Source organism: Rhodococcus sp. 06-235-1A (assembly GCF_002258785.1).
Lineage (GTDB): Bacteria > Actinomycetota > Actinomycetes > Mycobacteriales > Mycobacteriaceae > Rhodococcoides.
Genome location: NZ_NOYI01000008.1, coordinates 92,607 through 113,745, shown reverse-complemented (window position 1 = coordinate 113,745; position 21,139 = coordinate 92,607). Strand labels below are relative to the sequence as shown.

Below are 21,139 nucleotides of genomic sequence, written 5' to 3'. Positions count from 1 at the left end.
TATGGGTGACGATATCGTCAATATCCTGTGCAGGCAGGGTGAACTTACTCTCCCAGCGGCGGCGAAGGACCCCATGACACCGAACGCGACGATCCCGCAGTACCGCACCGACATCTACTCCACCGATGCGATCCTCGATCCGTACCCGCATTACGCGAGGCTCCGGGCGCTCGGCCCGGTGGTGTGGTTGCCGCGGCAGCAAGTGTTCGCCATCTCGCGCTATGCCGACTGCAAGGCCGTTCTGCTCGACGACGAGACCTTCGTCTCGGGGGACGGAGTCGCACTCAATCCGGTGGCCAACAGGCTCGGACGCGGCACGACGCTCAACAGCGACGGTGAGGAGCACGCGACCAAGCGTGCGGTTCTCGCGCACCGCTTGACCCCGAAGGCTGTGCGAAAGATGAAGGCGGCGGTGGAGGAGAAGGCGGAGAGCATCGTCGACGCGGCCCTGAGCAAGACAATCGTCGACGGTGTCGACGATCTTGCGACGGCGCTGCCGATGTCCGTGGTGCCCGACCTGGTGGGGTGGCCCGAAGACGGGCGCGAGGAGCTACTTCGTTGGGCTGGAGCAACATTCGACTCACTCGGACCCGTCAATCGCCACTCCGTCACCGCGGTGAAGGCCGCCACCGAGATGCTCGCGTTCTCCAAACAGGTAGTGCGGCAGCGATCGGTGATTCCCGGGAGCATGGGCGACGACGTGCTGAAAGCCGCCGACGAGAACAGGATCGACAAGTCTGCATGCCCGGCGTTGATGATCGACTACCTCGGCCCATCACTCGATACGACGATCGGAGCGATCTCCGGTGCGCTCGATCTGTTCGCCCGCCACCCCGAACAGTGGCAGGCCATTCGGCAAGACCCTGATCTGATCCCGAATGCCGTCAACGAGGTCGTCAGGTACGAGTCACCCATCAGGGCGTTCTCTCGCAGAGCAGTGCGCGACGTCGAGATCGATGGATCGCGAATCCCGAAAGGTGCACGCGTGCTGGTCATCTACGCGTCGGCAAACCGGGACGAACGCGAGTGGGACAACCCCGATGCATTCGACGTCACCCGTGACGCCGCTCGGCAACTCGGCTTCGGATCCGGAGTGCACGGGTGTGCGGGTCAGGGTCTGGCACGCCTCGAAGCGCAGACCATGCTCCGGGTACTGGCGCGAAGAGTCGAACGGTTCGTCCCCTCGGGTACGCCGAAACGGGCCGTGAACAACGTCATTCACCGTTACGAACACTTGCCGCTGACACTGGTGGCCACAGAAGGGACACAGAAATGAGAATCGACGTCGACTGGGATCGGTGCGAAGGCCATGGCATCTGCGCCGAGCAGGCTCCGAAGGTGTTCAGCCTGGACGACGAGGGCGAACTGCACTACGCCTTCGACAACGACGAGATACCGGAGGGCCTTGCTTCCGCGGCCCGTTCGGCGATCGGCGTCTGTCCGGTAGCGGCCCTCCGAGAGAGCAAGTGAGCACCGCCCAACGCCGCATCGTCATCGTCGGTGACTCCATCGCAGGCTGCACCGCGGCCCGTGAGCTCCGCGCGCGGGGTCACGATGGCGCTCTGACGATGATCGGTGCGGACCCCGACGGCTACTACGCCAGGCCGCCGTTGTCGAAGCATGTCCTCAAAGGTGATGGGGCCGAGGCAGAGACATGGGATCTGACCGATCTCGACATCATCTCGATCGTCGATCTTGCTGTGTCGGTGAACACCGATCGCCGTACCGTGACAACGGCCGACGGCACCGACGTTCCCTATGACGCCCTCATCGTGGCGACAGGGGCGTCTGCACGGCGTATCGCCGGGGCGGATCAACTGGGCGAGAACGTATTGCGGACGTTCGCCGACGTCCGAGCGCTGCGCACCGAACTGGACACGGCTCGAACAGCAGTCGTCGTCGGGGCAGGCTTCCTCGGCTTGGAAGTTGCGAGTGCCTGCGTGGCTCGCGGCATCGCGGTGACTGTCGTCGATGTCGACCCTCCGTTGCGGCGGCTGCTCGGCCCCTTCCTGTCCGACGCGATCGCAGCACGCGCCGAGGCGGCGTCGGTGCAGTTTCTCCGTGCCGACAGCCCGGTCTCGTTGGTGGGCAGCCCCGTCTCCGGGATCGAGTGCGCGGGTCGCACCCTCGAGGCGGATGTGGTGGTCACCTGCGCGGGCGATGTGCCCGAGACCGGGTGGCTGACCGGCACCGGTATCGCTGATGCTCGGGGTGTCGCTGTCGACGAATGCTGCGCCACAGCAGTTCCCGACGTGTTCGCGGCAGGCGACGTCGCCTACTTGCGAACCGGACCCGGTCGGGCCCCGTTCTGGTCCAATGCCGTCGCGCAGGGCAAAGTGGCTGCTGCGTCCGCGCTCGGCCTCGAGCCGACGTGTGCACCCACCGACGACTATTTCTGGACCGAGATCCTGGGGCTGTCCATCAAAGTTGTTGGCCCCCTTCCGCTCGACGGAGAACCGACCGTTCTCGAAGGGTCCGTGGACGAGGGATCGGCTCTCCTGCAATGGAGTCACAACGACGGCCGCACCACCATCGTGGCCTTCGGCATCAAGAAACCCGTCGGCCTGCTCCGGCGGCTGGCCCGCGACAGCGCCGTCTCGACCAACTAAGGAACACACTCATGGCCATCGGCACCACACTCGTTCGACGCCTTCCCGAGATCGTCGGGTTGGGCCGCGCCGCAATCGGCGTCGCCCACATGATCGCCCCCACGCGGGCCAACGAACTCCTCGCCGGTCCCGAGGCCGCAGTGGCGACCACGCGAGCTGCCGCACGTACCTTCGGAATTCGAGAGATCTACATCGGTGGCGGGCTGTACGCGGCCACCAGGTACGCACCGAAGTTGGTGCGGCCCTTGCTGCGCGCCGGGGTGGTAGTCGATGTCTGGGACACCGGCGCCTTCGCTCTCACCGCGTATCTGCCGCAACGGACGCGCGTGGCAGGCTGCGCCATCGCCGGAGGTTTTGTTGTTGCCGGTGTGCTTGCCGACACGCAGCTCTGACGATCGGAGAGGGTGGGCCGATCAGAACACCATCGAGCGCCCGGGCAGCCCGGCCACTCCTTCTCTGGCGAACGCGGCCCATGTCTGCCGCACCGTGGCGGCCAACGCCTCCGGTGGAGTATTGCCGGCCAACATCGGCGCGTCCCACCACGCGTCACCGAACAGCAACGGCAATTCGATGCTGTGGCAGGCCCCCAACGGTGCGCCTTTCGGTGCCCAATCGATTCGGTACGACGCGACCTGACCGCCGGCGCGGTGCCACATCTTCACCATGCCGTCGACGCCGAACAGCAGGTTGGTGACGAGACGGACGACCGGTGCGGTCAGCGTCGAACTGATGATGCCGAACCTGTTCAACCGCAACGTGTTCGATACGACATTCACGAACGGTGAAGCATCGTCTCTGGTGTGACCGATCAGAAGTTCGACGCGAGGTGCAGTTCTGCGTAGGGCGGCCTCGGGGTCACCGGACAGGGGCTCGAGGTGAGCAACCGGCCCGAACGGCATTCCGCCTGCAGCACCGAACCTGCGCACGGCCTTCGTCACGGCACGCTCTGCATCGAGGACATCCGTCGCGGGAGCGGTGGCCGGGTCGGTACGAAAGTGTGCTGCGAAAGCCTTTCGGGCCGTGTCGTACAGAGCCGAACGGCCCGAACGCAACCCGAGAGGCGCGCTCTGCACGATTGCCCTCGAGAACAACCCTGCAGCCGACTCGCACGCCATCAGCGCGAGGACGGCATCGCCGCCCGCAGACTGCCCGAACAACGTCACGTTGTGCGGGTCACCGCCGAATCGAGCGATGTTGGTCGACACCCAGCGCAGTGCTGCGATCTGATCCTGCATACCGATGTTGCTGTCCCCTGAGCCTTTCGGGGTCAGGTAACCGAATCCGCCGAGCCGGAAGGTGACACTGACCACCACGACACCCTCCCGAACGAGGTGGTCGGCGTCGAATCTCTCGGCTTCCCCGCCACCGGAGACGTAGCCACCGCCGTGCAGCCACACCATCACCGGAAGTCCTTCTGCCTCGGTGGGAGCGGTCACCGACAACACGAGGCAGTCCTCGCTCTGTTCGAGCCCGTCGACCATCGGGCCCGTGACATTGTCGAGCCGGGAGGGCAGTTGGATGCACACCGGGCCGCGTCGGGTGGCGTCGCGCGTCGTGCCCGGGGTGTCGACCGGTTCGGGCCTACGAAATCGCGTGGCGGTGGCGTAGGGAATTCCCCGAGCGTGGATGAGGCCGTCGGCGTCGACCGCTTCGAGGTCTCCGCTGGTGGTACCGGTGATCGTTCGTCGCCCCGCCCCGGCTGTCGTTTCGTCGTTCACGTGTGACCCCCCATCTGTTGAACACGCGCGAGCTTATCGTCTCCGGCCCGTCGTCGGATGAGGTCGCAACGGTGGGGTGCCGTCATAATCGGACCATGCGGTCCAAGCAGAAGATTCTCGACGCAACGCTCGGGCTCATTGCCGAGGGCGGATTCGAGGACGTCACGATAGCCGCGGCCGCGCGTGCTGCTGGGGTGACGCGGCAGACGGTGTATTCGATCTTCACCACCCGTGAGGACATGATCTCCGAGGCGATGGTGGGCCTGGTCGTCGATGTGTTGGGTGCCATCAGGGAGAAGGCCGATCAGGCCGAAACGCCTGCGGAGTTCGTTGTCGAGACAGTGGTCGCTGCGCGCCATCTCATACGGCGAGAACCGGTTCTGAACTCGTTGCTGCGCTCGGGTAACGCGAACCCACTGTTCGACGCGGACGTGATGGAACGTGCCGAACCGGTGGTACGTCAATTCCTCGACAGATACATCGAGCGAAATCCCGGCTTCGATTCCACACAGTTCCACAATATCGATGCCGTCCTCGTGCGGGTGGCGCTGTCGGTCATCCTGTTCGACGACCCGTCGATCCACGACGACGACGGGTTGCGTCGCTATCTCGAGCGCTGGTTGATTCCCGTCCTGCCGTTCTCGTAGTGTCCAAAACTTGACACTTGATCCCTCCTCTGTCTAGTTTTGCACGGCATGTGCGCGTGACACAGGTCTCGATGCACGCTGCCGCACACCATTGGGGGGTACGTGGGGAACTTGAATCGGCGGTCGTTTCTGGGCGCCACCGCGGTTGCAGGCCTCGCCGCAGTGTCGGGTACCGGCGTTGCCCGAGCAGCCACCGGTGCCAGAGCGCAGGTTCCGCTCACCCGCGAGGATCATCGCGTGATCGTCATCGGATCGGGTTTCGGTGGTGGCGTCGCGGCGCTCCGCCTGGCCGAGGCCGGCATTTCCGTCCTGGTGCTCGAGCGCGGAAAGCGTTGGATCACAGGGCCGAATGCAGATACTTTCCCCAACGCGACCGCGCCGGACAAGCGGATGCTGTGGTACGGCTCGAGTCCAAACCTGTTCGGTAGGCCGGTTCCGTTCGATCCGTACGTCGGCTTGCTCGAGGCGGTGCCCGGAGACAACATGACGGCGCTGTGCGCTGCCGGCGTGGGTGGCGGATCCCTGATTTACCAGGGAATGACGCTGCAGCCCTCGCAGGCGGTGTTCGAGGAGCACTTTCCGGCCGGACTGGATTGGTCTGTTCTGAACCGTGTGCACTATCCACGAGTGGCGCGAATGCTGCAGCTCGAGCAGGCTCCCGACGAGTTGATCGCCACGCCCAATTACCGAGCGGCGCGGGTGTTCGCAGACAGTGCGCGCCGGGCGGGGCTGCCGGTGTCGAAGATTCCGATGCCGATCGACTGGAATTACGCCCTCGACGAGACGCGGGGGGTCATGAAGCCGTCGTACACCGACGGCTCCGGTGCGTTCGGAGTCAACAACGGCGGCAAGCATTCTGTCGATGTCACCTACATCGCCGCAGCCGAGGCAACCGGGCTGGCCACCGTTGCGACCCAGCACAACGTCACGCACATCGAGCGTGCTGCCGACGGTCGCTGGACCGTCCACGTCGACCGAATCTACTCCGACGGAACGGTGTTGGAGAACAAGATTCTCACCGCAGGTGCACTGATCATGGCCGCCGGCAGTCTGAACACCACCAAGATGCTCGTTCGGGCGAGCGCCACCGGGGCCATTCCCGATCTGCCGGACGAACTCGGGCAGGGCTGGGGAACCAATGCCGATCGCATCTACGTGTGGTCGAGCATCGAGCAACAGTTCGGTACGCCGCAGGGTGGTCCGGTGGTGTTCGGCAGCTTGAACTGGGACGATCCGCGTACCGCTCACACGGTCATTCAGGCATCCATTCCGCCGTTGGGTGTCGATGCCCACAGCACGATGCTCGTCGGCTACGGAGTCAGTGACGGTCGCGGCCACTTCGCCTACGATTCCGCACGCGACCGAGCTCAGTTGTACTGGCCGGCCAACGGCGACTCCATCATTCAGAACGGCTCCATCGATCCGACGGTGCGTCGCATCGCCGGTTCGGGCAGCATCCTCACCGACACCAATGCGCTGTTTCCGTCCACCTGGCATGCGTTGGGTGGGGCGAACATGGGTCCGGTGTGCGATCTGGACGGCCGCGTACACGGCCAGCGCGGACTGTACGTGCTGGACGGCGCATTGATGCCCGGCAACACCGCGGCCTGCAATCCGTCGATGACCATCGCCGCGCTCGCCGAGCGGGCACTGGACAACATCGTTGCCGGCGACGTCGGCTCCGTTATCTGATTCCCTCCGCAGAAAGAGACCGATGCATCTGTATCGCACCATGATCGGAGCCACCGCAGCGCATGCCGATCCCGTCGACTAGGGCCGCGTCCACACCGCTGCGCTCGACGTTGTTGCGGTCGAGGCGGCGGGTGGAGGCGGTGATCGCCGGCGGTGGGCCGAGTATCGTCTTCCAACCGATCGTGCGTGCGTGCGACGGCGAGATCGAGGGATACGAGGCCCTGTCTCGCTTTCCGGCCGGCGGCGGTGCCACCGAAGCGTGGTTCGCCGACGCGGCGCAGTGCGGCCTCGGGCCTGCTCTGGACCGATCGGCCGCCGTCAAGGCCTTGGACGAAGCCACTCGTCTGCCGGTCGGACCTTTCGTTGCGGTGAACCTCAGCGCGGCAACGCTGTTGGCCGATGCTGCACTGGTGGAGTTGCTTCGCGACGTCGCGACACGTCGGCCACTGGTCGTCGAGATCACCGAGCATGCCGCCCTCGACGACGAGGACGCGGTGCTGGCCGTAGTGGGCGAACTCCGACGGGGCGGGGTCGCGATAGCGGTCGACGATGTGGGATCCGGGTACGCGGGAATGCGTCACCTCGTTCTGCTCGAACCGGAGATCGTCAAGCTCGACGCCTTCGTCGTCCGCGACATGAGGAACAACAGAGCGAAGTCGGCCCTGGCCGAACTGGTACTCGAGTTCGCACGAAAGACCGAGGCTCGGTGCGTGTTCGAGGGCATCGAGACCGACGACGATCTCGAGGCGGCCACGTCGATCGGGGCAGACTTGCTGCAGGGCTACCGATTGGGCCGCCCTGCAGCGGTGGATCTGCTGGTCTGAGGCGGTGTTCAGCGGCTGCGGGCCGAGAAGTTCTGTCGTTCCGGCGCCTCGCACCCGCGGGGTCGGGGCTCAGCAAGTTCTGCTCCACTCGACGCCCCGGGATCTACACGAGGTGTGACCGAAGCCTGAGGAGTAGGTCAGACCGCCAGCGGCACTACGGTTCCCGGCTCGACATCGTTGTAGCGCGCCGTGATCTTGTTCAGCTCCATCTGGTAGTAGAGGCTCTGCAGTCCGAAGACGAAGGTGAGCAGAAGCCCCACGATCGAGCTGCACGTCGGCTGGAGGCCGGCCGCGCGTTGGGCGTCGGCGATGCGGTTTCCGGTGTTGTAGTAGCTGATCAGTGGCGCGATGATGGTCCAGCTCAGGAGCAGGATCACCAGTAGCGGCCCGGCGACGGGTGCATTCACCTTGCGACGGTCGAAGTCCGCCATCTCACGGTGAATGAGGTAGTACCAGACGAGGTGGTAGATGCCCAAGGTGATGAGGGGCAACAGGATCCAGACGACAACGGGGTTGCGCCGCTTCATCGCGCTTCCCTGGGCAACGGGGTTGGTCATGATGCTCCCAGCACTCGTCGAGTGCAACCTTTGCGCACTCATGGACCCGGCGATTCTGCCACGGCGACCGGTGTTGTGTCCTGGATTGTTTGCTCCACTCGACGGCCCTGGTTGCGGGGATCCCGCAACCAGGGCTCCGGAGTGGAGCAAAATTCGCCCATCCGGGATTCGACTTGTCTAGCGCATACCGGACGAGAAGCTCTCCCGCTTCGAGGCCTCACGTGCCACCACGTCCTCGGCCGCGACGATGACGTCGTCCACATCGACGCTCTTGACCACGACCACCCCGTCTGCGTCGGCGACGATGACGTCACCGGGGCAGACGACGACACCTCCCAGTGCGACAGGCTCGTTCAGGCGACCCGGTCCATTCTTGTAGGGCCCGGCCGGTGTGACGCTTCGGGCGAAGACGGGTAGTCCCAGTTCGGCCAACGCGTCGGCGTCGCGAACGGCACCGTCGATGACGAAGCCCGCGATACCCAGTGATTTCGCACGGATACCGATCAGATCTCCGATGAGGGCGCGGGTGTCGTCACCCGAACCGTTGACGACGATGACGTCGCCGGGGCGGGCGTCGTCGAGAGCCTTGTGGATATAGAGGTTGTCGCCCGACCGGGTCCATACGGTGTAGGCGCGGCCGGTGACCGCTGCGCCTGCCCAGATGGGGCGGAGCCCGGCGATGATGCCGAAGCGTTCCTGGGCGTCGCCGACGTTGGCGGCGGGCACACGAGAGAAGCGTTCGATCATATCGTCGGATACGGCAGTGGTGGAATAGGTTTCGGTACTCATAAGATCAATGCCTTTCTGGAGACTTATTGCTGGTCGGCGAGCAGTTCGGCGATGATCGGCTCGATCTCGGTTTCCCGCTGTTCCCACAGGGTCGCGACGTCGGCCCCGGAGACCCAATCGGGTTGTGTCGCTGCGCCGGTGAGCTTCTCGGCAACGGTCGGGTCGGCCAGTGCGGTCTCGAGGGCATTCTGCAGCGTGGTCATCGTCGCGTCTGGGGTACCTGCGGGGGCGCTGATGGCGAAGTTGTTGGTCATGAACGGGGCGTCGTATCCCTCGCTCGCCAGCGTCGGTACGTCGGGGATGAGCTTGTTTCGCTCCTCGGTGAGTACCGAGAGGATGTTCACCTCACCCGAGGCGAACTGGCCGTAGAAGCTGGATACTCCGCCGAGCGCGAAATCGGTTTCGCCGGAGACCAGTGCCGAGATCTTGTCCGCACCACTGTTGTAGTGAACGATGTTGAAGTCCAGGCCCAGAGTGTCTTCGAGGGTGCGCAGGTTGACGTGGTCGTCGCCCGCGCGGGAGTCGGTGCCCACCGTGATGGTGCCCGGGTTGGCCTTCACCGCATCGAACAGTTCGCCGATGTCCGCGTAGGGGCTGGACTTGTTGACCCCGATCACGATGTCGTTCGACGCGAACGAGCCGATGGGCGAGAAGCTTTCGCGATCGAACCCGGCCTTCTTGCTCGGGTCCAGGTATCGCCCGAGGATCGACGGGATGTTTGTGAAGCCGATGGTCTCGCCGTCCGGTTTCGCGTTGGCCAGGTAGTTCAGGCCGACGACCTGGCTGCCGCCCTCCTTGTTGACGACTTTCACCGGCACGCCCAGTTCGGCCTCCATGGCCGGTGCCATGATGCGGGCCAGGATGTCATTGCCTGCGCCTGCGGCGGACGGGACGACCCATTCGACCGTGGCACCGTCGCGTGGGAACGGTGCCCCCGAATCGGTTGTACTCGAGCTGCATCCGGCAATCAGCGCGGCGGTGGAGATGGCCGCGACGAGGATGGGCAGTGTTCTCATGAGACGGACTCCTTGATGGGGTGGTTCGCGGTGGCGCGGCGGGAGAGGATGCGAGCCAGGACGGGGCGCAGCATTCCGAACAGAACGGCTGCGATGAAGACGAGCAGAAGAACCTTGTTGATGGGGCCTTCGACGAAAACGCCGTAGTCACCGCGGGCCAGTGACAGTGAGCGTTGGAAGTTCTCTTCCAGCAGTGGTCCGAGGATCAACGCCAGGACGAGAGGAGTGAGCGGAATCTTGGTGAGGTGGAACAGGTATCCGATGACGCCTGCGCCGAGCATGATGAAGATGTCGAAGACGCTGCCGTTGATGCTGTAGACGCCCAGGAACATGAAGGCCAGGATCATCGCCATCAGGTAGTGGAAAGGGATCTTCAGTACCGCGATCCACAGGCGCACCAGTGGCACGTTGAGGATCAGCAGAATGATGTTGCCGACGAGGAAGCTGGCGATGATGGTCCAGGCGACCTCGGGGTTGTCGCGGAACAACAGTGGGCCGGGGATCAGTCCGTTGATGGTGAAGGCGCTGGCCATGATTGCGACCGTGGCGGAAGTGGGGATACCGAGCGTGAACAGTGGAATCATCGACGACAGTGCGAGTGCGTTGTTGGCCGATTCCGGTCCGGCGACACCCTCCACGGCTCCCTTACCGAATTGTCCCGGCCGCTTGGTGAGCTTCTTCTCCATCGCGTAGGACGCGAGTGAGGTTGCGGCACCGGGGGATCCGGGCAACAGTCCCATGAAGAAGCCGATGATCGAGCCTCGCATCGTCGGCCCCGCTGACCTGCTGAGGTCCGTCTTGGTGGGCAGCAGCTTGCCGACGGCGAGTGGTCGTCGGCCGGCACCGCCCGCCGAGCGGGCTTGGATGAGGATTTCGGTGAGGCCGAAGCAGCCCATCACGACGGCCACGAGTGCTACGCCGTCGAACAGTTCCGGCATGCCGAACGTGAATCGCTGGATGCCTTGGCCGGAGTCGATGCCCACCGACGCGATGGCCAGTCCGAGTCCGACGCTGATCAGGGCCTTCGCGGGGTTGTTGCCCGAGAAGCTGGTGATCAGGGCCATGCCGAGCAGGGCGACGAGAAACAGTTCGGGTGCACCGAATTCGAGTGCGAATCGGCTGAACGGTGCGACGACGACGAATCCGACGACGCCGACGAGTCCGCCGACGAACGAGGCGAGGGCGGCGACCACGAGGGCAGGGCCACCGCGTCCGCTCTTGGCCATCTCGTAGCCGTCGAGGGTGGTCGCGATGGACGAGGCCTCACCGGGAATGCGCAGCAGCACAGCGGTGACGGTGCCACCGAACGCTGCGCCGTACAGGATGGCGGCGAGCATGATCAGAGCTGTGGTGGCGTCGAGCCCGAAGGTGATCGGGATCAGCAGTGACACCGCGGCGGCTGGGCCGAAGCCGGGCAGCACACCGACGAGCATGCCCAGCACGCAACCGAGAAGTGCGAACAGCAGATGCGTCGGAGTGAGGACGTTGACGAAGCCTGCCATCAGATCAGGAAAACCCATGGCTCACATCCCCCAATCGGCGAGGAACGGAATGGAGGAGGCAGGCAGGGCCGTACCGAGCCAGACGTCGAACACCAGTCGGGTGGCCAACGTGGTGGCCACTGCGACGCCGATGGCGACCACTGGGGTGCGCTTGCCCACGAACATCAGGACGACGGCGAGCATCAGTGCCATGGACAGGGTGTAACCGAGGGTGGGTAGGACCAGCGCCGCTCCGGCGATCGCTGCGACCACGACTCCGATTCTGATCCAGCCCGCGCGGTCGGGAAGCTCGGTCTCGTCGGCGTCCTCCTCGTTGTCGCTGGAGAGGAAGGCGACGGCTGCCGAGGTTGCGGGTTCGAGCTCCAGCTCCGGCTCGATGGCCGTAGTCCGCGGTGCTCGGACGAGCTGTATCGCCCACATCGCGCCGCCGAGGATCATGCCGAGTCCGCCGACCAGCGGCAGGAACCCCGCGCCGACGCCGGGGTCGGCAGCGACGCCGTAGCCGGTTGCCATGGTGACCGTCGCCAAGCCGACGACCAGTGTCGCGCCGAGCACGATCCATTCGATCGTGTGTTGTGTGCCGAGCAGTGTCTTCACGGCCGGCCGCCTTTCTGACGATAAGTTCGGATGTGGCCTGGAGGGTCGGCCGGATTGCTGTGCTGTGGATCACTTGCAATCTTGCACAGGTTTACAGGATTGTGGTTGAGTGTGTCAACAGACACAGTGGAAAGTGGAGGGTATGAGCTTCCGAACAGTGGTTGCCAGCAGCGGAAAGTCGCTCAGTGCGTCCGAAAAACGCGTCGTCGCGGTGCTTCTCGGCGAGCCCGATCCGTCGACTCTGCGTGCGGCTCCGGTTGCGGCCCGCGCGCAGACACATGAGTCGACCGTCGTGCGGTTGGCGCAGAAGCTCGGCTACAGCGGGTTTCCGGACCTGCGCGCCGATCTCGAACGCGACAACCCCGTACCCATCGCCTCGTCTGCTCTGATGCGCAGCGATACCGGTCACGAGCTGGCCGTCTTCGCCCGTGACGAGGCGCGTGCACTGGAGCGATTGTCGAGCTTCATTCCGCAGGAGCAGCTGGTGGACGTAGCGACCTCCATTCATCGGTCGCGGGTGGTGTACCTGTTCTCCAAGGCCGACGAGCGTCCTGCCCTTGACATGCTCGCACGCCGTCTCCGCAGACTCGGCCTGGTCGTCGTCGAGCTCGGTCTCGGGGGAAAGGACCTCGCCGAGCGGTTCGTCAGCTTCACCGAGGACTCCATCCTCATCGCATTCGCACTGCGCGAGGCACCGTCTCAGCTGCCTGCTCTGGTTCGTGAGGCGGAGCGACGGGGCGGTACGTCGATCCTCATCAGCGATGCGCCCGGATATCACTTCAGGCCCGCGCCGACGCATCTCCTCGTCGCGCAACGAGGCGACGATTCCGAATACAACACTCTCATCATTCCCATCGCGATTGCGTATGCCTTGCAGCTGGCGATCTTCCACCTCGATCCCGATCGGTACGGTGCCGTGCGCGACGACATCAACGATGTGTCGCGGCTCGTGGGGGGAACCGACGAAATACCCTTGCGCTGATGGCCTCTCGCGACTCGATTGCTCTGACCGTACAGGCGACGACGGCGCAGGCCGGATGGGTCGGTGTCCGGTTGATGATCGGCTATCGGGCGATCGCCGAGGGTGCCGACACTCGAACGCTGGCGGTGATCGCGGCACTGTTCGCTGCGCCCGCAGTATTGGCGGCTCTGCCGATCGGGCGCATCGCCGACAGGTTCGGCGGGCCGGTGGTGATCGTATCGGGAATTGTATTGTGCTCGATCGCAACCGGTGTACTCGTTGCGTTTTCGGCAATGTGGGCATTGCTCGCGTGTACGGCTGCGTTCGGTCTTGGCAATCTGCTCATCATGATCGGACAGCAGGCGTTCGTCGCGCACGTGCACGTCGACGGCAAGAACGAAAGTGCCTTCGGTGCACTGACTGCCGCGGCCTCGATGGGCCAGCTGGTGGGGCCGCTCGCTGTGACGGCCATTGCGTCGAGGTTCGGCGGTGCGAGCGTCGAGAGCCCCAATACGACGGCAGGCATCCTCACTGCCGGTGCCTTCACCGCGGTAGCGCTGCCCACCGCATTGTTCTTGATGCTCGGCCGCAACCACATTCGGGCGCAGAAGCCCGCGGAGGGGGAGGCGTCGGGGCTCAAATTGCTGAAGCTGCCGGGCATGTGGCAATCGTTGACGGTCAGCGGCGCAGTGCTGGTGACCGTCGATCTGCTGTACGCGTTCGTTCCTGCGTGGGCCGTCGAGCGTGGAGTATCGGTGACGACGGTGGGGTGGTTGCTGGCGTTGCGTGCCGGAGTATCGGTGGTGAGCCGCGTCGGTCTCGGACGGCTGGACGCGAAGTTCGGTCGCACTGTGTTGCTCAATGTTTCGCTCGCGGCCGGCGCTGTGGCTCTCGCGGTACTGCCGTTCGTGCAGGCCGTGGGTGCCATCGGCGTCATGATCGCGCTCGGAATCGCGCTCGGTATTCCGCAGCCTCTGACGATGTCGTGGGTGGTGTCGATCGTGCCGAAATCCACGCAGGGGGAGGCGCTGGGATTGCGTATGTCGGCCAACAGATCTGCGCAGATCCTCATTCCGCTGACTGTCGGCGCCATCGCCGGGCCGTTCGGGGTGACGGGCATTCTGCTGGGCAATGCGCTCGTGCTCGGGGGATCGATCGTTGCAGCCTCGCACCCGAGGAGTCGGCCGTGACTCAACCGGCGCGGGTCAGCATCTTCACGTGCGGGATTCCCGCTTCCAGGTACGACTCTCCCACTCGAACGAATCCGAAGCGCCCGTACCACTTTTCGAGGTGCGCTTGCGCGGAGATTTCGACCACCCCGGGGTATGCCTTCAGTGCCGCCTCGACGAGTTCACCGGCATAGCCGCGTCCACGACCCTCGACCGCGGTCGCGACCCGGCCTATGTGGACGGTGTCGTCGACGAGGACGCGGAGGGTGGCCAGCACGTCGCCGCGTTCGTCCTGTATCCAGAACAACTCCGTCGTAGCGAGTAGGTCCGCGCCGTCGAGTTCGACCTCGTCCACGATTTTCTGCTCGTGCACGAACACTTCGACCCGAAGCGCCATGATGCGGTAGAGGGTGCTCGGGTCTACGCGCGTAAGCGGAGCATGGTGGAGATTCGGCACGGAGGTCCACTTTCATCTGGGGAGCCGCGTGGTCCCGGCGGTTGACGTCTTGTGCGACGGGACAATTCTCGCGCGAGGGTCGGATCGGCTACGACCCGGGACTGTATTTCGTAGCTTCGCCAGATCACACTTGCCGGGGCGCTTGTCGATCGACGTCGTAGCGGTGAGTTCGGCGAAAGTCAGGTTGCAGTGCTGAGACGATGGAAGCAATGATTGCTCCGGGAAGAGCGCCGACAAGCAACAGAACCCAGAACCCCGTCCAGTTCAGCAAGCCGTAGACGGCAAAGACTGCCAACGCGATGGTTGCCAGCCACGACGCACGCTTGTTCAAGACGGTGCCCGCAACGATGAACGGGGCAGCGAGCAGAACCGCGAGCAACACGAGCGGCACCGCACCGACAGCAGTGAAAAGTGAGTCAGTACAGGAAATTTCAGCTCGAGCCATGTCCACGCCGGGCTCACCGATCTTCCCACACGACATCGACACACCTGCGACAGGTGAGAGGCCCGAGGAGACGGCATGAGCCACCGCCAGCGCGGCGAGTAGGAACCATACCCCGCGAAACATCATCCGAGATCTCACCGACCGAGCATATGGGAAGCCAGGCGACAGCGGACCTGCAGTCCTCGACGATGGACGACGTCGATCAGCTCCAGGCCGGTCGACGTGCTTCGTCGACCGCCGGCTTCAGGCGTTCACGGGTACCGTGCTCGACCATCGGTCCGAGGGTCGAACTGCGGGTTCGTGTCGTCCACGCGTGTGTTCATCCCGCCGACTGCGATCGAGGCGGGATCAGGAGGTGAACCCTCTCGACGAGGCTCAGCGCAGTATCGGCATCCACGCCCTCGAATACCGCCGTATGTACACCGCGCATTGCACCGGTGAGTATGCGTGCTGCAGCGACTACGTCTGTGCCGCTGTCGATTTGGCCTGCGCTTGCGGCCGCCCGAAGCAGTTGGGCTATCGCGTCGACGAAACTGTCGTGCCAGCGTTCTGCCGAGCCCTCGGATCTCGGTACACCTAGATTGCGGAACAGTACGTGGGTGCGCGGGGTGTCGTAGATGCTTGCTGCCGCGATGCGAAGAAATGTCTGTAGCTGTTCGAGTGGACTGTCCGGCCAGGTGGCGGCTGTCGATTTCTCGTGGATGCGGTCTATGAGCACGGTGGCGGCGTCGTCGACGGCGGCCTGGAAGAGTTCGCGTTTGGTGGGGAAGTGGTGGAACGCAGTTCTCGAAGCGAGACCGCATCGGAGAGCGACGCTTTCGATCGTGATGTCGGCGTAGTCGGCGTGCCGCAGCAGTTCCTGGGTGGCCTCGATCAGTCGGGCCGTTGCGGGCCCGGGTTCGTCGGTGACCGAAGATCCGGCCCATCGGTAGAGCGTCGTGGTGTGGATGCCCAGTGAGGTCGCCACGGTCGCCGGACTCTCGGAACCGCCGAAAGCACGTGCGACCGCTTCCTGCCGATCGGCGAGTGTGAATCTGGAGACCCTGGCCATGTTGGTGACACTACATTCCTCGTCAGGTGCCGCGTTCGGCTCGAACCTAGTGGAGCATCCGTGCGAGGGTGGGCAGTAGAACTCGGGCGGGAACGAGACCTGCCGCAACGGCCTGAACGGTGTTTCGCCGGCCCGAGATCACCTGCGGGCGAGACCGTCTGGCGTCGAGTGTGCGCATCGCAGTGGCGACAACCTCGGTCGGTGTTTGGTAGCTGCCGGCCGCTGCGGCGGTGTCTCCGATGACGTCGAAGAATTCGGTACGCGTCGGGCCGGGATTGAGCGCGAACACTCTGACTCCGTGCTGTGCCGATTCGTACCACAGGGACTGGCTGAAGCTGAGCACGAAGGCTTTGGCGGCCGCGTACACCGCCAGTGACGGGACGGGCTGGAACGCAGTGGTGCTGGCGACGTTGACGATGGTGCCGCTCCTGCGGTCGATCATGTCGGGGAGGAAGGCCGAGCAGATGTCCACGACAGCGCGGATGTCGACGGCGATGAGGCGCTCGAAGTCGTCGGCATCGCCGTCTGCGAACGGTCCCTGTACGGCGAACCCTGCGTTGTTGACGACGAGATCGATACGCTCGGGTACGACCTCGCGCAGTCGACGTCCGCTCGCGTCCTGCGAGAGGTCCCACGCCACTGTGCGGCAATGGATTCCATGGATTTGCTCGAGCTCCTCCGCCAACGTGGTCAGGCGGTCTTCGCGTCGTGCGACGAGTACGAGATCGGAGCCTCGGGCGGCCAGCGCTCGGGCGAACTCGGCACCGATGCCGGAACTCGCACCGGTGATCAAGGAGCGGCCGGGCCGGTAGCGAGAACCTAAGAAGTTCATCGGTCTGATCCGGCGGGCATGCGCCCGAGCTCAGCCGCCGAGCGCCGTGCGAACTCCTCGTACGACGTCGGTGTGCGCCCGAGCAGAGTCGGAAGAACCGTCAGGTCTCCGGCCGGTAGGCCGTGGCCGTCGTAGTGGGTCATCATCGTGCGGTACGCATCTCGTGCATCGGCGGGCCAATTCTTCATGTCACGAGGGTTCGACGCGGCCTTGGCACCACGAACGAGGTGGCCGATGGAGCTCAGTTTCGTCGATTGCACTGCATGCCCGACGACCGAGGCGAGTGCAGGCAGCACGTTCAGCGAGTTCGTCAACGACGACGGCGGGATCCGAATGGCGGTGACCCGGTGGCCGAGTACCTCGGACCAGATCTGCGCCATCTCGTGTCGTGTCAGTTCCACGGTGGACAGGTCGTAGACCCGCCCGGTGTGCGGCGATGGGTCGATGAGGACGTTGGCGGCTGCTTCGGCGACGTCGGCTACATCGACAACGCCCATGACGCTGTCCGGCGAAACCGGGTAGGGCATGACTCCGGCCTGCAGGAATTCCCACACTTCCAGGTAGTTCTGCATGTAGTGCGACGGTCGGAGCACCGTAGTGGGGATGCCGCTGCTGCGCAGCATTCGTTCGGCGATGTCCTTCTGATGATGGTGCGTCAGCTGATGCAGGTCCGGATGAATCACGGAGTGAAAAACGATGTGTTGCAACCCGTTTGCCGGTCCCAATTCGATCAGGTGATCGATGATGGGTTTTTCGTCGATGATCTGGGTCGGTGCCGCGTGGTACAGGACGTCAGCCCCGGCCAGGGCGGTGTTCAGTGTGTCTTCCGATCTGAGGTCACCGACGACGACCTCGACGGCCCCGTCCCTGCGGGTGGTCTCGGCTTGCGCCGCGTTCTTGACCACCGCCCGAACCGGCACTTCCTGCCTGGCGAGCTGTCGAACGAGCAAGCGGCCGACGCCACCCGCGGCGCTGGTCACGGTAATCATGGGGCCTCCTCGACGGTGAGCTCGGCGGATGCAAAGCGTTGTTGCGAATATTGCATAGCGAATGCACATAACGCAAGGGCTCGAGTTCGGGGTGCCGTAGATGCACACAGGGGTCAGCGCCGACAGGGCCGGAGAGTGGAGCAGGAGTCGCCGGGGTTGCGCTACGAGAAAGACGCCAGGAGGGCGGCCGATGCCTGAAGCGGCGCATAGCCGTCCGGAATGACACGGTGGCATCCGTCGAGCTCGATGGTCAGTTGTCGCCGAGAGTACGTGTCATCGGAGAACTGAGCTGTCACCACTGTGGAAGCGGATGACGGGCAGTCGGGTGCGAATGAAAGCGAATCGAATTGGACCGGCATATCGCTCGAGGTGGTGCCGTCGAATGTCGTCGAGTCGAATCGACAGAACGTGGTTCCCGTCGACAGCCCGGTCGGCCTACCGATCCCAGCATTCGGCGGCCGGTACACCGCTGAGCACGAGTACATGTCTTCGATCTGTTGATCCGCCAACACGATTCGATGCTCGGTCGTGGAGGCCTGGGTCAGCGTCATGATTTCGGCGAGGCCACCTGGCTTCGGCAATCCGCATGAGTCCACGGGAAAGCCGGCACGAACCGCGCGGCCGTGATCGTCGAGCAGCCAGAATCGTTCCAGATCTGCGAGGAGATAGGTGGACGTGTCGCAACTGCTCTCGAACCACGCTGGGTGCTCCGAATGTCGATTGAGAAGCTCGATCGATCGGGAGAAGTCGCCTTCCCAGCGACGTTCGAGGTACCCGACGGACCGGTCTGCAGCTACCGTCTCGCTCAGGTGTGGGCTGCACGTTATCGCAGCGGTCGGAACGAAGTCGTCCGGAACCCTGGCCAGCGGGTCGGCAGATCTCTGACCGATCGGGTAGGGAACGGGGCACTCGAGTGAGTCGGCTGCAACGATGGCGGCGACCGGCCGATCGGGGGTGGTGATGTTCCACCATGCCGCGCCGAGGATCACGACAACGATCAGCGCGAGCCACTTGCGGAGCATTCGCCCACGGTAGTCGCTCGGATGTCGCAGCAGAACGTTGCAATCGGGTGCAGCTGACCGCGCTCACCGCGGTCAGCTGCACCCGACTTCTTCACTTCGGAGTCGTTGTTGCGGACTCCACCGCGCGGTCGGCCTGCTTCGGTTCGATCGAACGCCGAGACCAGTAGCTGGCGAGCAGTGAGCCCGAGACGTTGTGCCACACCGAGAAGATGGCCGCGGGCAAAGCCGCTGCGGGGCTGAAATGGACCGACGCGAGTGCAGCGGCCAGGCCGGAATTTTGCATTCCCACCTCGATGCTGATGGCGCGTCGGCTGGCGACGTCGAGTCCGCACGCCTTGCCGATTCCGTAGCCCACGGCGAGTCCGAGCGAATTGTGCAGTATCACGGCCACGACGATGAGTGCACCGATGGACAGCAAGGTCGATGCGCTGGCGGCCACGACGAGAACGACGACGGCGGTGATTCCGGCGACGGAAACGAGCGGCAGACCGTCGAGCATGCGGTTGATGATCTTCGGGAAGAGCAGGCGCAGAACAACTCCCAGTACGACGGGTACCAGCACGATCTGCAGGATCGAGACGAACAGTCCACCGGCGTCGACCGGGAGGTATTCACCGGCGAGCCAGAGCACCAACAGCGGCGTGAGAATCGGGGCGAGCAAGGTGGACACCGACGTCATAGCCACCGCCAGTTCGGTGTCGCCCTTGGCCAGATAGACCATCACATTGGACGCGGTACCGCCCGGTGCGGAGCCGACCAACACCATTCCGGCAGTGAGCGCAGCGGAGAGGCCGAGCACGTTGGCGATACCCAGTCCGAGTAGAGGCATCGCGATGAACTGCGCGGCAACACCGAGCAGCAGTGCCCATGGTCGACGGGCCACCACGGCGAAGTCGGAGAGCTGCAACGTCATTCCCATACCGAGCATGATGATCGACAGCAGCCACGGAACGGCCGGTGTGCCGCCGCTGAACGTGTCGGGAGTGATCAGGGCCAGCGCTCCCGCCGCCACGACGATCAGGGCGAACCACTTGCCGGTGAATTCGCTGACGGTCTTCAGCTCGGGCATGTGGAGACTCCAAAGGTGGTTGGGCACGGCGTCGCGTAGTCTAGCCCTTTCGCTGAGCTCACTGTTTCGGGTTGTGTTCCTCCCGCAGCTTGCGGCCCTGCTCGACGGCCTGTGCATCCTTCTCGTCGTTCTTGTTCGACACGCGGGTGTCCCGGGGCGGCAATTGCAGGCGCTTCTCGGCGACGATGCCCGCCTGGAGTTGACGGCCACGTTCGAGTTCGGAGTCCAGCTCGGCTCCGAACAGCAAGGCCAAGTTGGTGATCCAAAGCCACAGCAGGAACACGATGGCTCCGGCGAGTGAGCCGTAGGTCTTGTTGTAGCTGGAGAAGTTCGCGACGTAGAAGCCGAATGCGACGGTGGCGAGAATCCACACGATGATGCCGACGGCGGCACCGGAACTGATCCATTTGAACTTGGGCTGCTGCACATTCGGTGTTGCGTAGTACAGAATCGCGACCGCGAGCACTACAACGATCAGCACCAGCGGCCAGCGCGCGATGTTCCAGACCGTCAATGCGGTGTCACCGAGGCCGACGGCGTCGCCCACAGCCTTCGCTACGGGTCCGCTGATCGCCAGCATGACGGCGGCGAGCGCGATGAGTACGAGAGCGACGAGCGTGACCAGAAGCATCACCGGACGTAGCTTCCAGATGGGCCTACCCTCGTCCACCTCGTACATGCGGTTCATCGCGCGACCGAATGCGCCGACGTAGCCGGACGCAGACCACAGCGCTCCGGCGATACCGATGATCAACGCGAAGCCCGCGGTAGGTGCCTGGACCAGCTGTTCGATCGGCTCGCGCAGGGAATCGACCGCCGATTGGGGTCCGAGATCGCCGACGATCTGCAGTACCCCGTCGACAGTGGCCTGCCCTTGACCGAACACGCCCAGCAACGACACAATGGCCAGAATTGCGGGGAAGAGCGACAGTACGGCGTAGTAGGTGAGTGCGGCTGCGAGGTCGGTGCACTGATCCCGAGAGAACTCACGGACGGTCTTCCTCAGTACGTAGATCCACGACGGCTTGGTCAGATCAGCAGGTGAATCCGCCTTACGGGGATCGTCGGGATCTGCCTCGGTGGGCGCGGGATCGGTAGCGTGTTCGGCCATCAAGGGCGCATACCCGGGCAATTCCGATGAAAACAAAAGTGTTTGGCGGGTCGGCCGTCAACGCACTTTTCGGCCCTGTGCC

At 64.3% G+C, this 21,139-nt stretch carries 23 protein-coding genes; 9 read left to right on the top strand and 14 right to left on the bottom strand.

The window, feature by feature from the left end:
* The first annotated feature begins 73 nt into the window (after positions 1–73).
* Genes CH275_RS05555 through CH275_RS05540 form a run of 4 tightly spaced genes read left to right on the top strand, consistent with a single transcriptional unit; the run spans position 74 to position 3,001 of the window.
* Positions 74–1,276 carry a cytochrome P450 gene (locus CH275_RS05555; RefSeq protein WP_094676375.1) on the top strand — a complete coding sequence of 401 codons (1,203 nt, stop codon included), beginning with the start codon at positions 74–76 and terminating at the stop codon, positions 1,274–1,276.
* Complete coding sequence (locus tag CH275_RS05550) at positions 1,273–1,470, top strand: ferredoxin (protein ID WP_094676004.1); 198 nt, start codon at positions 1,273–1,275, stop codon at positions 1,468–1,470. The genes CH275_RS05555 and CH275_RS05550 overlap by 4 nt, the downstream gene beginning before the upstream one ends.
* A complete protein-coding gene (locus tag CH275_RS05545; protein ID WP_094676002.1) occupies positions 1,467–2,609 on the top strand; it encodes an NAD(P)/FAD-dependent oxidoreductase in 1,143 nt (380 codons plus the stop codon). Before CH275_RS05550 ends, CH275_RS05545 begins: the two co-directional genes overlap by 4 nt.
* 11 nt (positions 2,610–2,620) lie before the next feature.
* Positions 2,621–3,001 (top strand): hypothetical protein, encoded by a 381-nt coding sequence (locus CH275_RS05540; RefSeq protein ID WP_094676000.1) that lies wholly within the window; start codon positions 2,621–2,623, stop codon positions 2,999–3,001.
* A gap of 21 nt (positions 3,002–3,022) precedes the next feature.
* Here CH275_RS05540 and CH275_RS05535 read toward each other — a convergent pair whose 3' ends face one another.
* The gene (locus CH275_RS05535; RefSeq protein ID WP_256990866.1) at positions 3,023–4,327 is read right to left on the bottom strand and encodes a carboxylesterase family protein; all 1,305 of its coding nucleotides are present in this window, start codon (positions 4,325–4,327) and stop codon (positions 3,023–3,025) included.
* A 95-nt stretch (positions 4,328–4,422) separates the two neighbouring features.
* Between CH275_RS05535 and CH275_RS05530 the strand changes: the two genes are divergently transcribed.
* The 3 genes from CH275_RS05530 to CH275_RS05520 all read left to right on the top strand — a co-directional run bounded on the left by CH275_RS05530 (position 4,423) and on the right by CH275_RS05520 (position 7,490).
* The gene (locus CH275_RS05530) at positions 4,423–4,974 is read left to right on the top strand and encodes a TetR/AcrR family transcriptional regulator (RefSeq protein ID WP_179275999.1); all 552 of its coding nucleotides are present in this window, start codon (positions 4,423–4,425) and stop codon (positions 4,972–4,974) included.
* 102 nt (positions 4,975–5,076) lie between these two features.
* Positions 5,077–6,666, top strand: coding sequence for a GMC oxidoreductase (locus CH275_RS05525; protein WP_094675998.1), 1,590 nt, complete (start codon positions 5,077–5,079; stop codon positions 6,664–6,666).
* A 62-nt stretch (positions 6,667–6,728) separates the two neighbouring features.
* Positions 6,729–7,490, top strand: coding sequence for an EAL domain-containing protein (locus CH275_RS05520; RefSeq protein ID WP_094675996.1), 762 nt, complete (start codon positions 6,729–6,731; stop codon positions 7,488–7,490).
* Positions 7,491–7,627: 137 nt separating this feature from the next.
* Here CH275_RS05520 and CH275_RS05515 read toward each other — a convergent pair whose 3' ends face one another.
* The 5 genes from CH275_RS05515 to CH275_RS05495 all read right to left on the bottom strand — a co-directional run bounded on the left by CH275_RS05515 (position 7,628) and on the right by CH275_RS05495 (position 11,951).
* Complete coding sequence (locus CH275_RS05515; protein ID WP_094675994.1) at positions 7,628–8,047, bottom strand: DUF4234 domain-containing protein; 420 nt, start codon at positions 8,045–8,047, stop codon at positions 7,628–7,630.
* 177 nt (positions 8,048–8,224) lie between these two features.
* Positions 8,225–8,836: a methyltransferase gene (locus CH275_RS05510; protein ID WP_094675992.1), complete on the bottom strand. Its 612-nt coding sequence runs from the start codon at positions 8,834–8,836 to the stop codon at positions 8,225–8,227.
* Between the two features lie 23 nt (positions 8,837–8,859).
* Complete coding sequence (locus CH275_RS05505) at positions 8,860–9,852, bottom strand: Bug family tripartite tricarboxylate transporter substrate binding protein (RefSeq protein ID WP_094675990.1); 993 nt, start codon at positions 9,850–9,852, stop codon at positions 8,860–8,862.
* Positions 9,849–11,372 carry a tripartite tricarboxylate transporter permease gene (locus tag CH275_RS05500; RefSeq protein WP_094675988.1) on the bottom strand — a complete coding sequence of 508 codons (1,524 nt, stop codon included), beginning with the start codon at positions 11,370–11,372 and terminating at the stop codon, positions 9,849–9,851. The genes CH275_RS05505 and CH275_RS05500 overlap by 4 nt, the downstream gene beginning before the upstream one ends.
* A 3-nt stretch (positions 11,373–11,375) precedes the next feature.
* On the bottom strand, positions 11,376–11,951 hold the full coding sequence (locus tag CH275_RS05495; protein WP_094675986.1) for a tripartite tricarboxylate transporter TctB family protein: 576 nt from the start codon (positions 11,949–11,951) through the stop codon (positions 11,376–11,378).
* Positions 11,952–12,093: 142 nt separating this feature from the next.
* On the opposite strand from CH275_RS05495, the gene CH275_RS05490 reads away from it, so the two are divergent.
* Both CH275_RS05490 and CH275_RS05485 read left to right on the top strand, forming a co-directional pair.
* Complete coding sequence (locus CH275_RS05490) at positions 12,094–12,933, top strand: MurR/RpiR family transcriptional regulator (protein WP_094675984.1); 840 nt, start codon at positions 12,094–12,096, stop codon at positions 12,931–12,933.
* Positions 12,933–14,102 carry an MFS transporter gene (locus CH275_RS05485; protein WP_094675982.1) on the top strand — a complete coding sequence of 390 codons (1,170 nt, stop codon included), beginning with the start codon at positions 12,933–12,935 and terminating at the stop codon, positions 14,100–14,102. Before CH275_RS05490 ends, CH275_RS05485 begins: the two co-directional genes overlap by 1 nt.
* Position 14,103: 1 nt before the next feature.
* Here the strand turns inward: CH275_RS05485 and CH275_RS05480 are convergent, their stop codons facing one another.
* From CH275_RS05480 to CH275_RS05445, 8 genes are all read right to left on the bottom strand, one after another.
* Complete coding sequence (locus CH275_RS05480) at positions 14,104–14,538, bottom strand: GNAT family N-acetyltransferase (RefSeq protein ID WP_094675980.1); 435 nt, start codon at positions 14,536–14,538, stop codon at positions 14,104–14,106.
* Positions 14,539–14,662: 124 nt separating this feature from the next.
* Positions 14,663–15,121 (bottom strand): hypothetical protein, encoded by a 459-nt coding sequence (locus CH275_RS05475; RefSeq protein WP_256990865.1) that lies wholly within the window; start codon positions 15,119–15,121, stop codon positions 14,663–14,665.
* A 181-nt stretch (positions 15,122–15,302) separates the two neighbouring features.
* Positions 15,303–16,034, bottom strand: a complete 732-nt coding sequence (locus CH275_RS05470; RefSeq protein WP_094675976.1) for a TetR family transcriptional regulator — start codon at positions 16,032–16,034, stop codon at positions 15,303–15,305.
* 46 nt (positions 16,035–16,080) lie between these two features.
* Positions 16,081–16,866, bottom strand: a complete 786-nt coding sequence (locus CH275_RS05465) for an SDR family NAD(P)-dependent oxidoreductase (protein ID WP_094675974.1) — start codon at positions 16,864–16,866, stop codon at positions 16,081–16,083.
* Positions 16,863–17,855, bottom strand: coding sequence for an NmrA family NAD(P)-binding protein (locus CH275_RS05460; RefSeq protein WP_094675972.1), 993 nt, complete (start codon positions 17,853–17,855; stop codon positions 16,863–16,865). Before CH275_RS05460 ends, CH275_RS05465 begins: the two co-directional genes overlap by 4 nt.
* Before the next feature lie 161 nt (positions 17,856–18,016).
* On the bottom strand, positions 18,017–18,877 hold the full coding sequence (locus tag CH275_RS05455; protein ID WP_094675970.1) for a hypothetical protein: 861 nt from the start codon (positions 18,875–18,877) through the stop codon (positions 18,017–18,019).
* 91 nt (positions 18,878–18,968) lie between these two features.
* Positions 18,969–19,946: a bile acid:sodium symporter family protein gene (locus tag CH275_RS05450; RefSeq protein WP_094675968.1), complete on the bottom strand. Its 978-nt coding sequence runs from the start codon at positions 19,944–19,946 to the stop codon at positions 18,969–18,971.
* A 58-nt stretch (positions 19,947–20,004) separates the two neighbouring features.
* Complete coding sequence (locus CH275_RS05445; protein ID WP_094675966.1) at positions 20,005–21,057, bottom strand: YihY/virulence factor BrkB family protein; 1,053 nt, start codon at positions 21,055–21,057, stop codon at positions 20,005–20,007.
* Between the last annotated feature and the right edge of the window lie 82 nt (positions 21,058–21,139).

Bases quoted from the DNA above. Each gene is read 5' to 3' on its own strand.
- CH275_RS05555 (WP_094676375.1), top strand. From the start codon at position 74: ATGACACCGAACGCGACGATCCCGCAGTACCGCACCGACATCTACTCC.
- CH275_RS05550 (WP_094676004.1), top strand. From the start codon at position 1,273: ATGAGAATCGACGTCGACTGGGATCGGTGCGAAGGCCATGGCATCTGC.
- CH275_RS05540 (WP_094676000.1), top strand. From the start codon at position 2,621: ATGGCCATCGGCACCACACTCGTTCGACGCCTTCCCGAGATCGTCGGG.
- CH275_RS05530 (WP_179275999.1), top strand. From the start codon at position 4,423: ATGCGGTCCAAGCAGAAGATTCTCGACGCAACGCTCGGGCTCATTGCC.
- CH275_RS05520 (WP_094675996.1), top strand. From the start codon at position 6,729: ATGCCGATCCCGTCGACTAGGGCCGCGTCCACACCGCTGCGCTCGACG.
- CH275_RS05515 (WP_094675994.1), bottom strand. From the start codon at position 8,047: ATGACCAACCCCGTTGCCCAGGGAAGCGCGATGAAGCGGCGCAACCCC.
- CH275_RS05510 (WP_094675992.1), bottom strand. From the start codon at position 8,836: ATGAGTACCGAAACCTATTCCACCACTGCCGTATCCGACGATATGATC.
- CH275_RS05505 (WP_094675990.1), bottom strand. From the start codon at position 9,852: ATGAGAACACTGCCCATCCTCGTCGCGGCCATCTCCACCGCCGCGCTG.
- CH275_RS05500 (WP_094675988.1), bottom strand. From the start codon at position 11,372: ATGGGTTTTCCTGATCTGATGGCAGGCTTCGTCAACGTCCTCACTCCG.
- CH275_RS05490 (WP_094675984.1), top strand. From the start codon at position 12,094: ATGAGCTTCCGAACAGTGGTTGCCAGCAGCGGAAAGTCGCTCAGTGCG.
- CH275_RS05485 (WP_094675982.1), top strand. From the start codon at position 12,933: ATGGCCTCTCGCGACTCGATTGCTCTGACCGTACAGGCGACGACGGCG.
- CH275_RS05470 (WP_094675976.1), bottom strand. From the start codon at position 16,034: ATGGCCAGGGTCTCCAGATTCACACTCGCCGATCGGCAGGAAGCGGTC.
- CH275_RS05465 (WP_094675974.1), bottom strand. From the start codon at position 16,866: ATGAACTTCTTAGGTTCTCGCTACCGGCCCGGCCGCTCCTTGATCACC.
- CH275_RS05460 (WP_094675972.1), bottom strand. From the start codon at position 17,855: ATGATTACCGTGACCAGCGCCGCGGGTGGCGTCGGCCGCTTGCTCGTT.
- CH275_RS05455 (WP_094675970.1), bottom strand. From the start codon at position 18,877: ATGCTCCGCAAGTGGCTCGCGCTGATCGTTGTCGTGATCCTCGGCGCG.
- CH275_RS05450 (WP_094675968.1), bottom strand. From the start codon at position 19,946: ATGCCCGAGCTGAAGACCGTCAGCGAATTCACCGGCAAGTGGTTCGCC.
- CH275_RS05445 (WP_094675966.1), bottom strand. From the start codon at position 21,057: ATGGCCGAACACGCTACCGATCCCGCGCCCACCGAGGCAGATCCCGAC.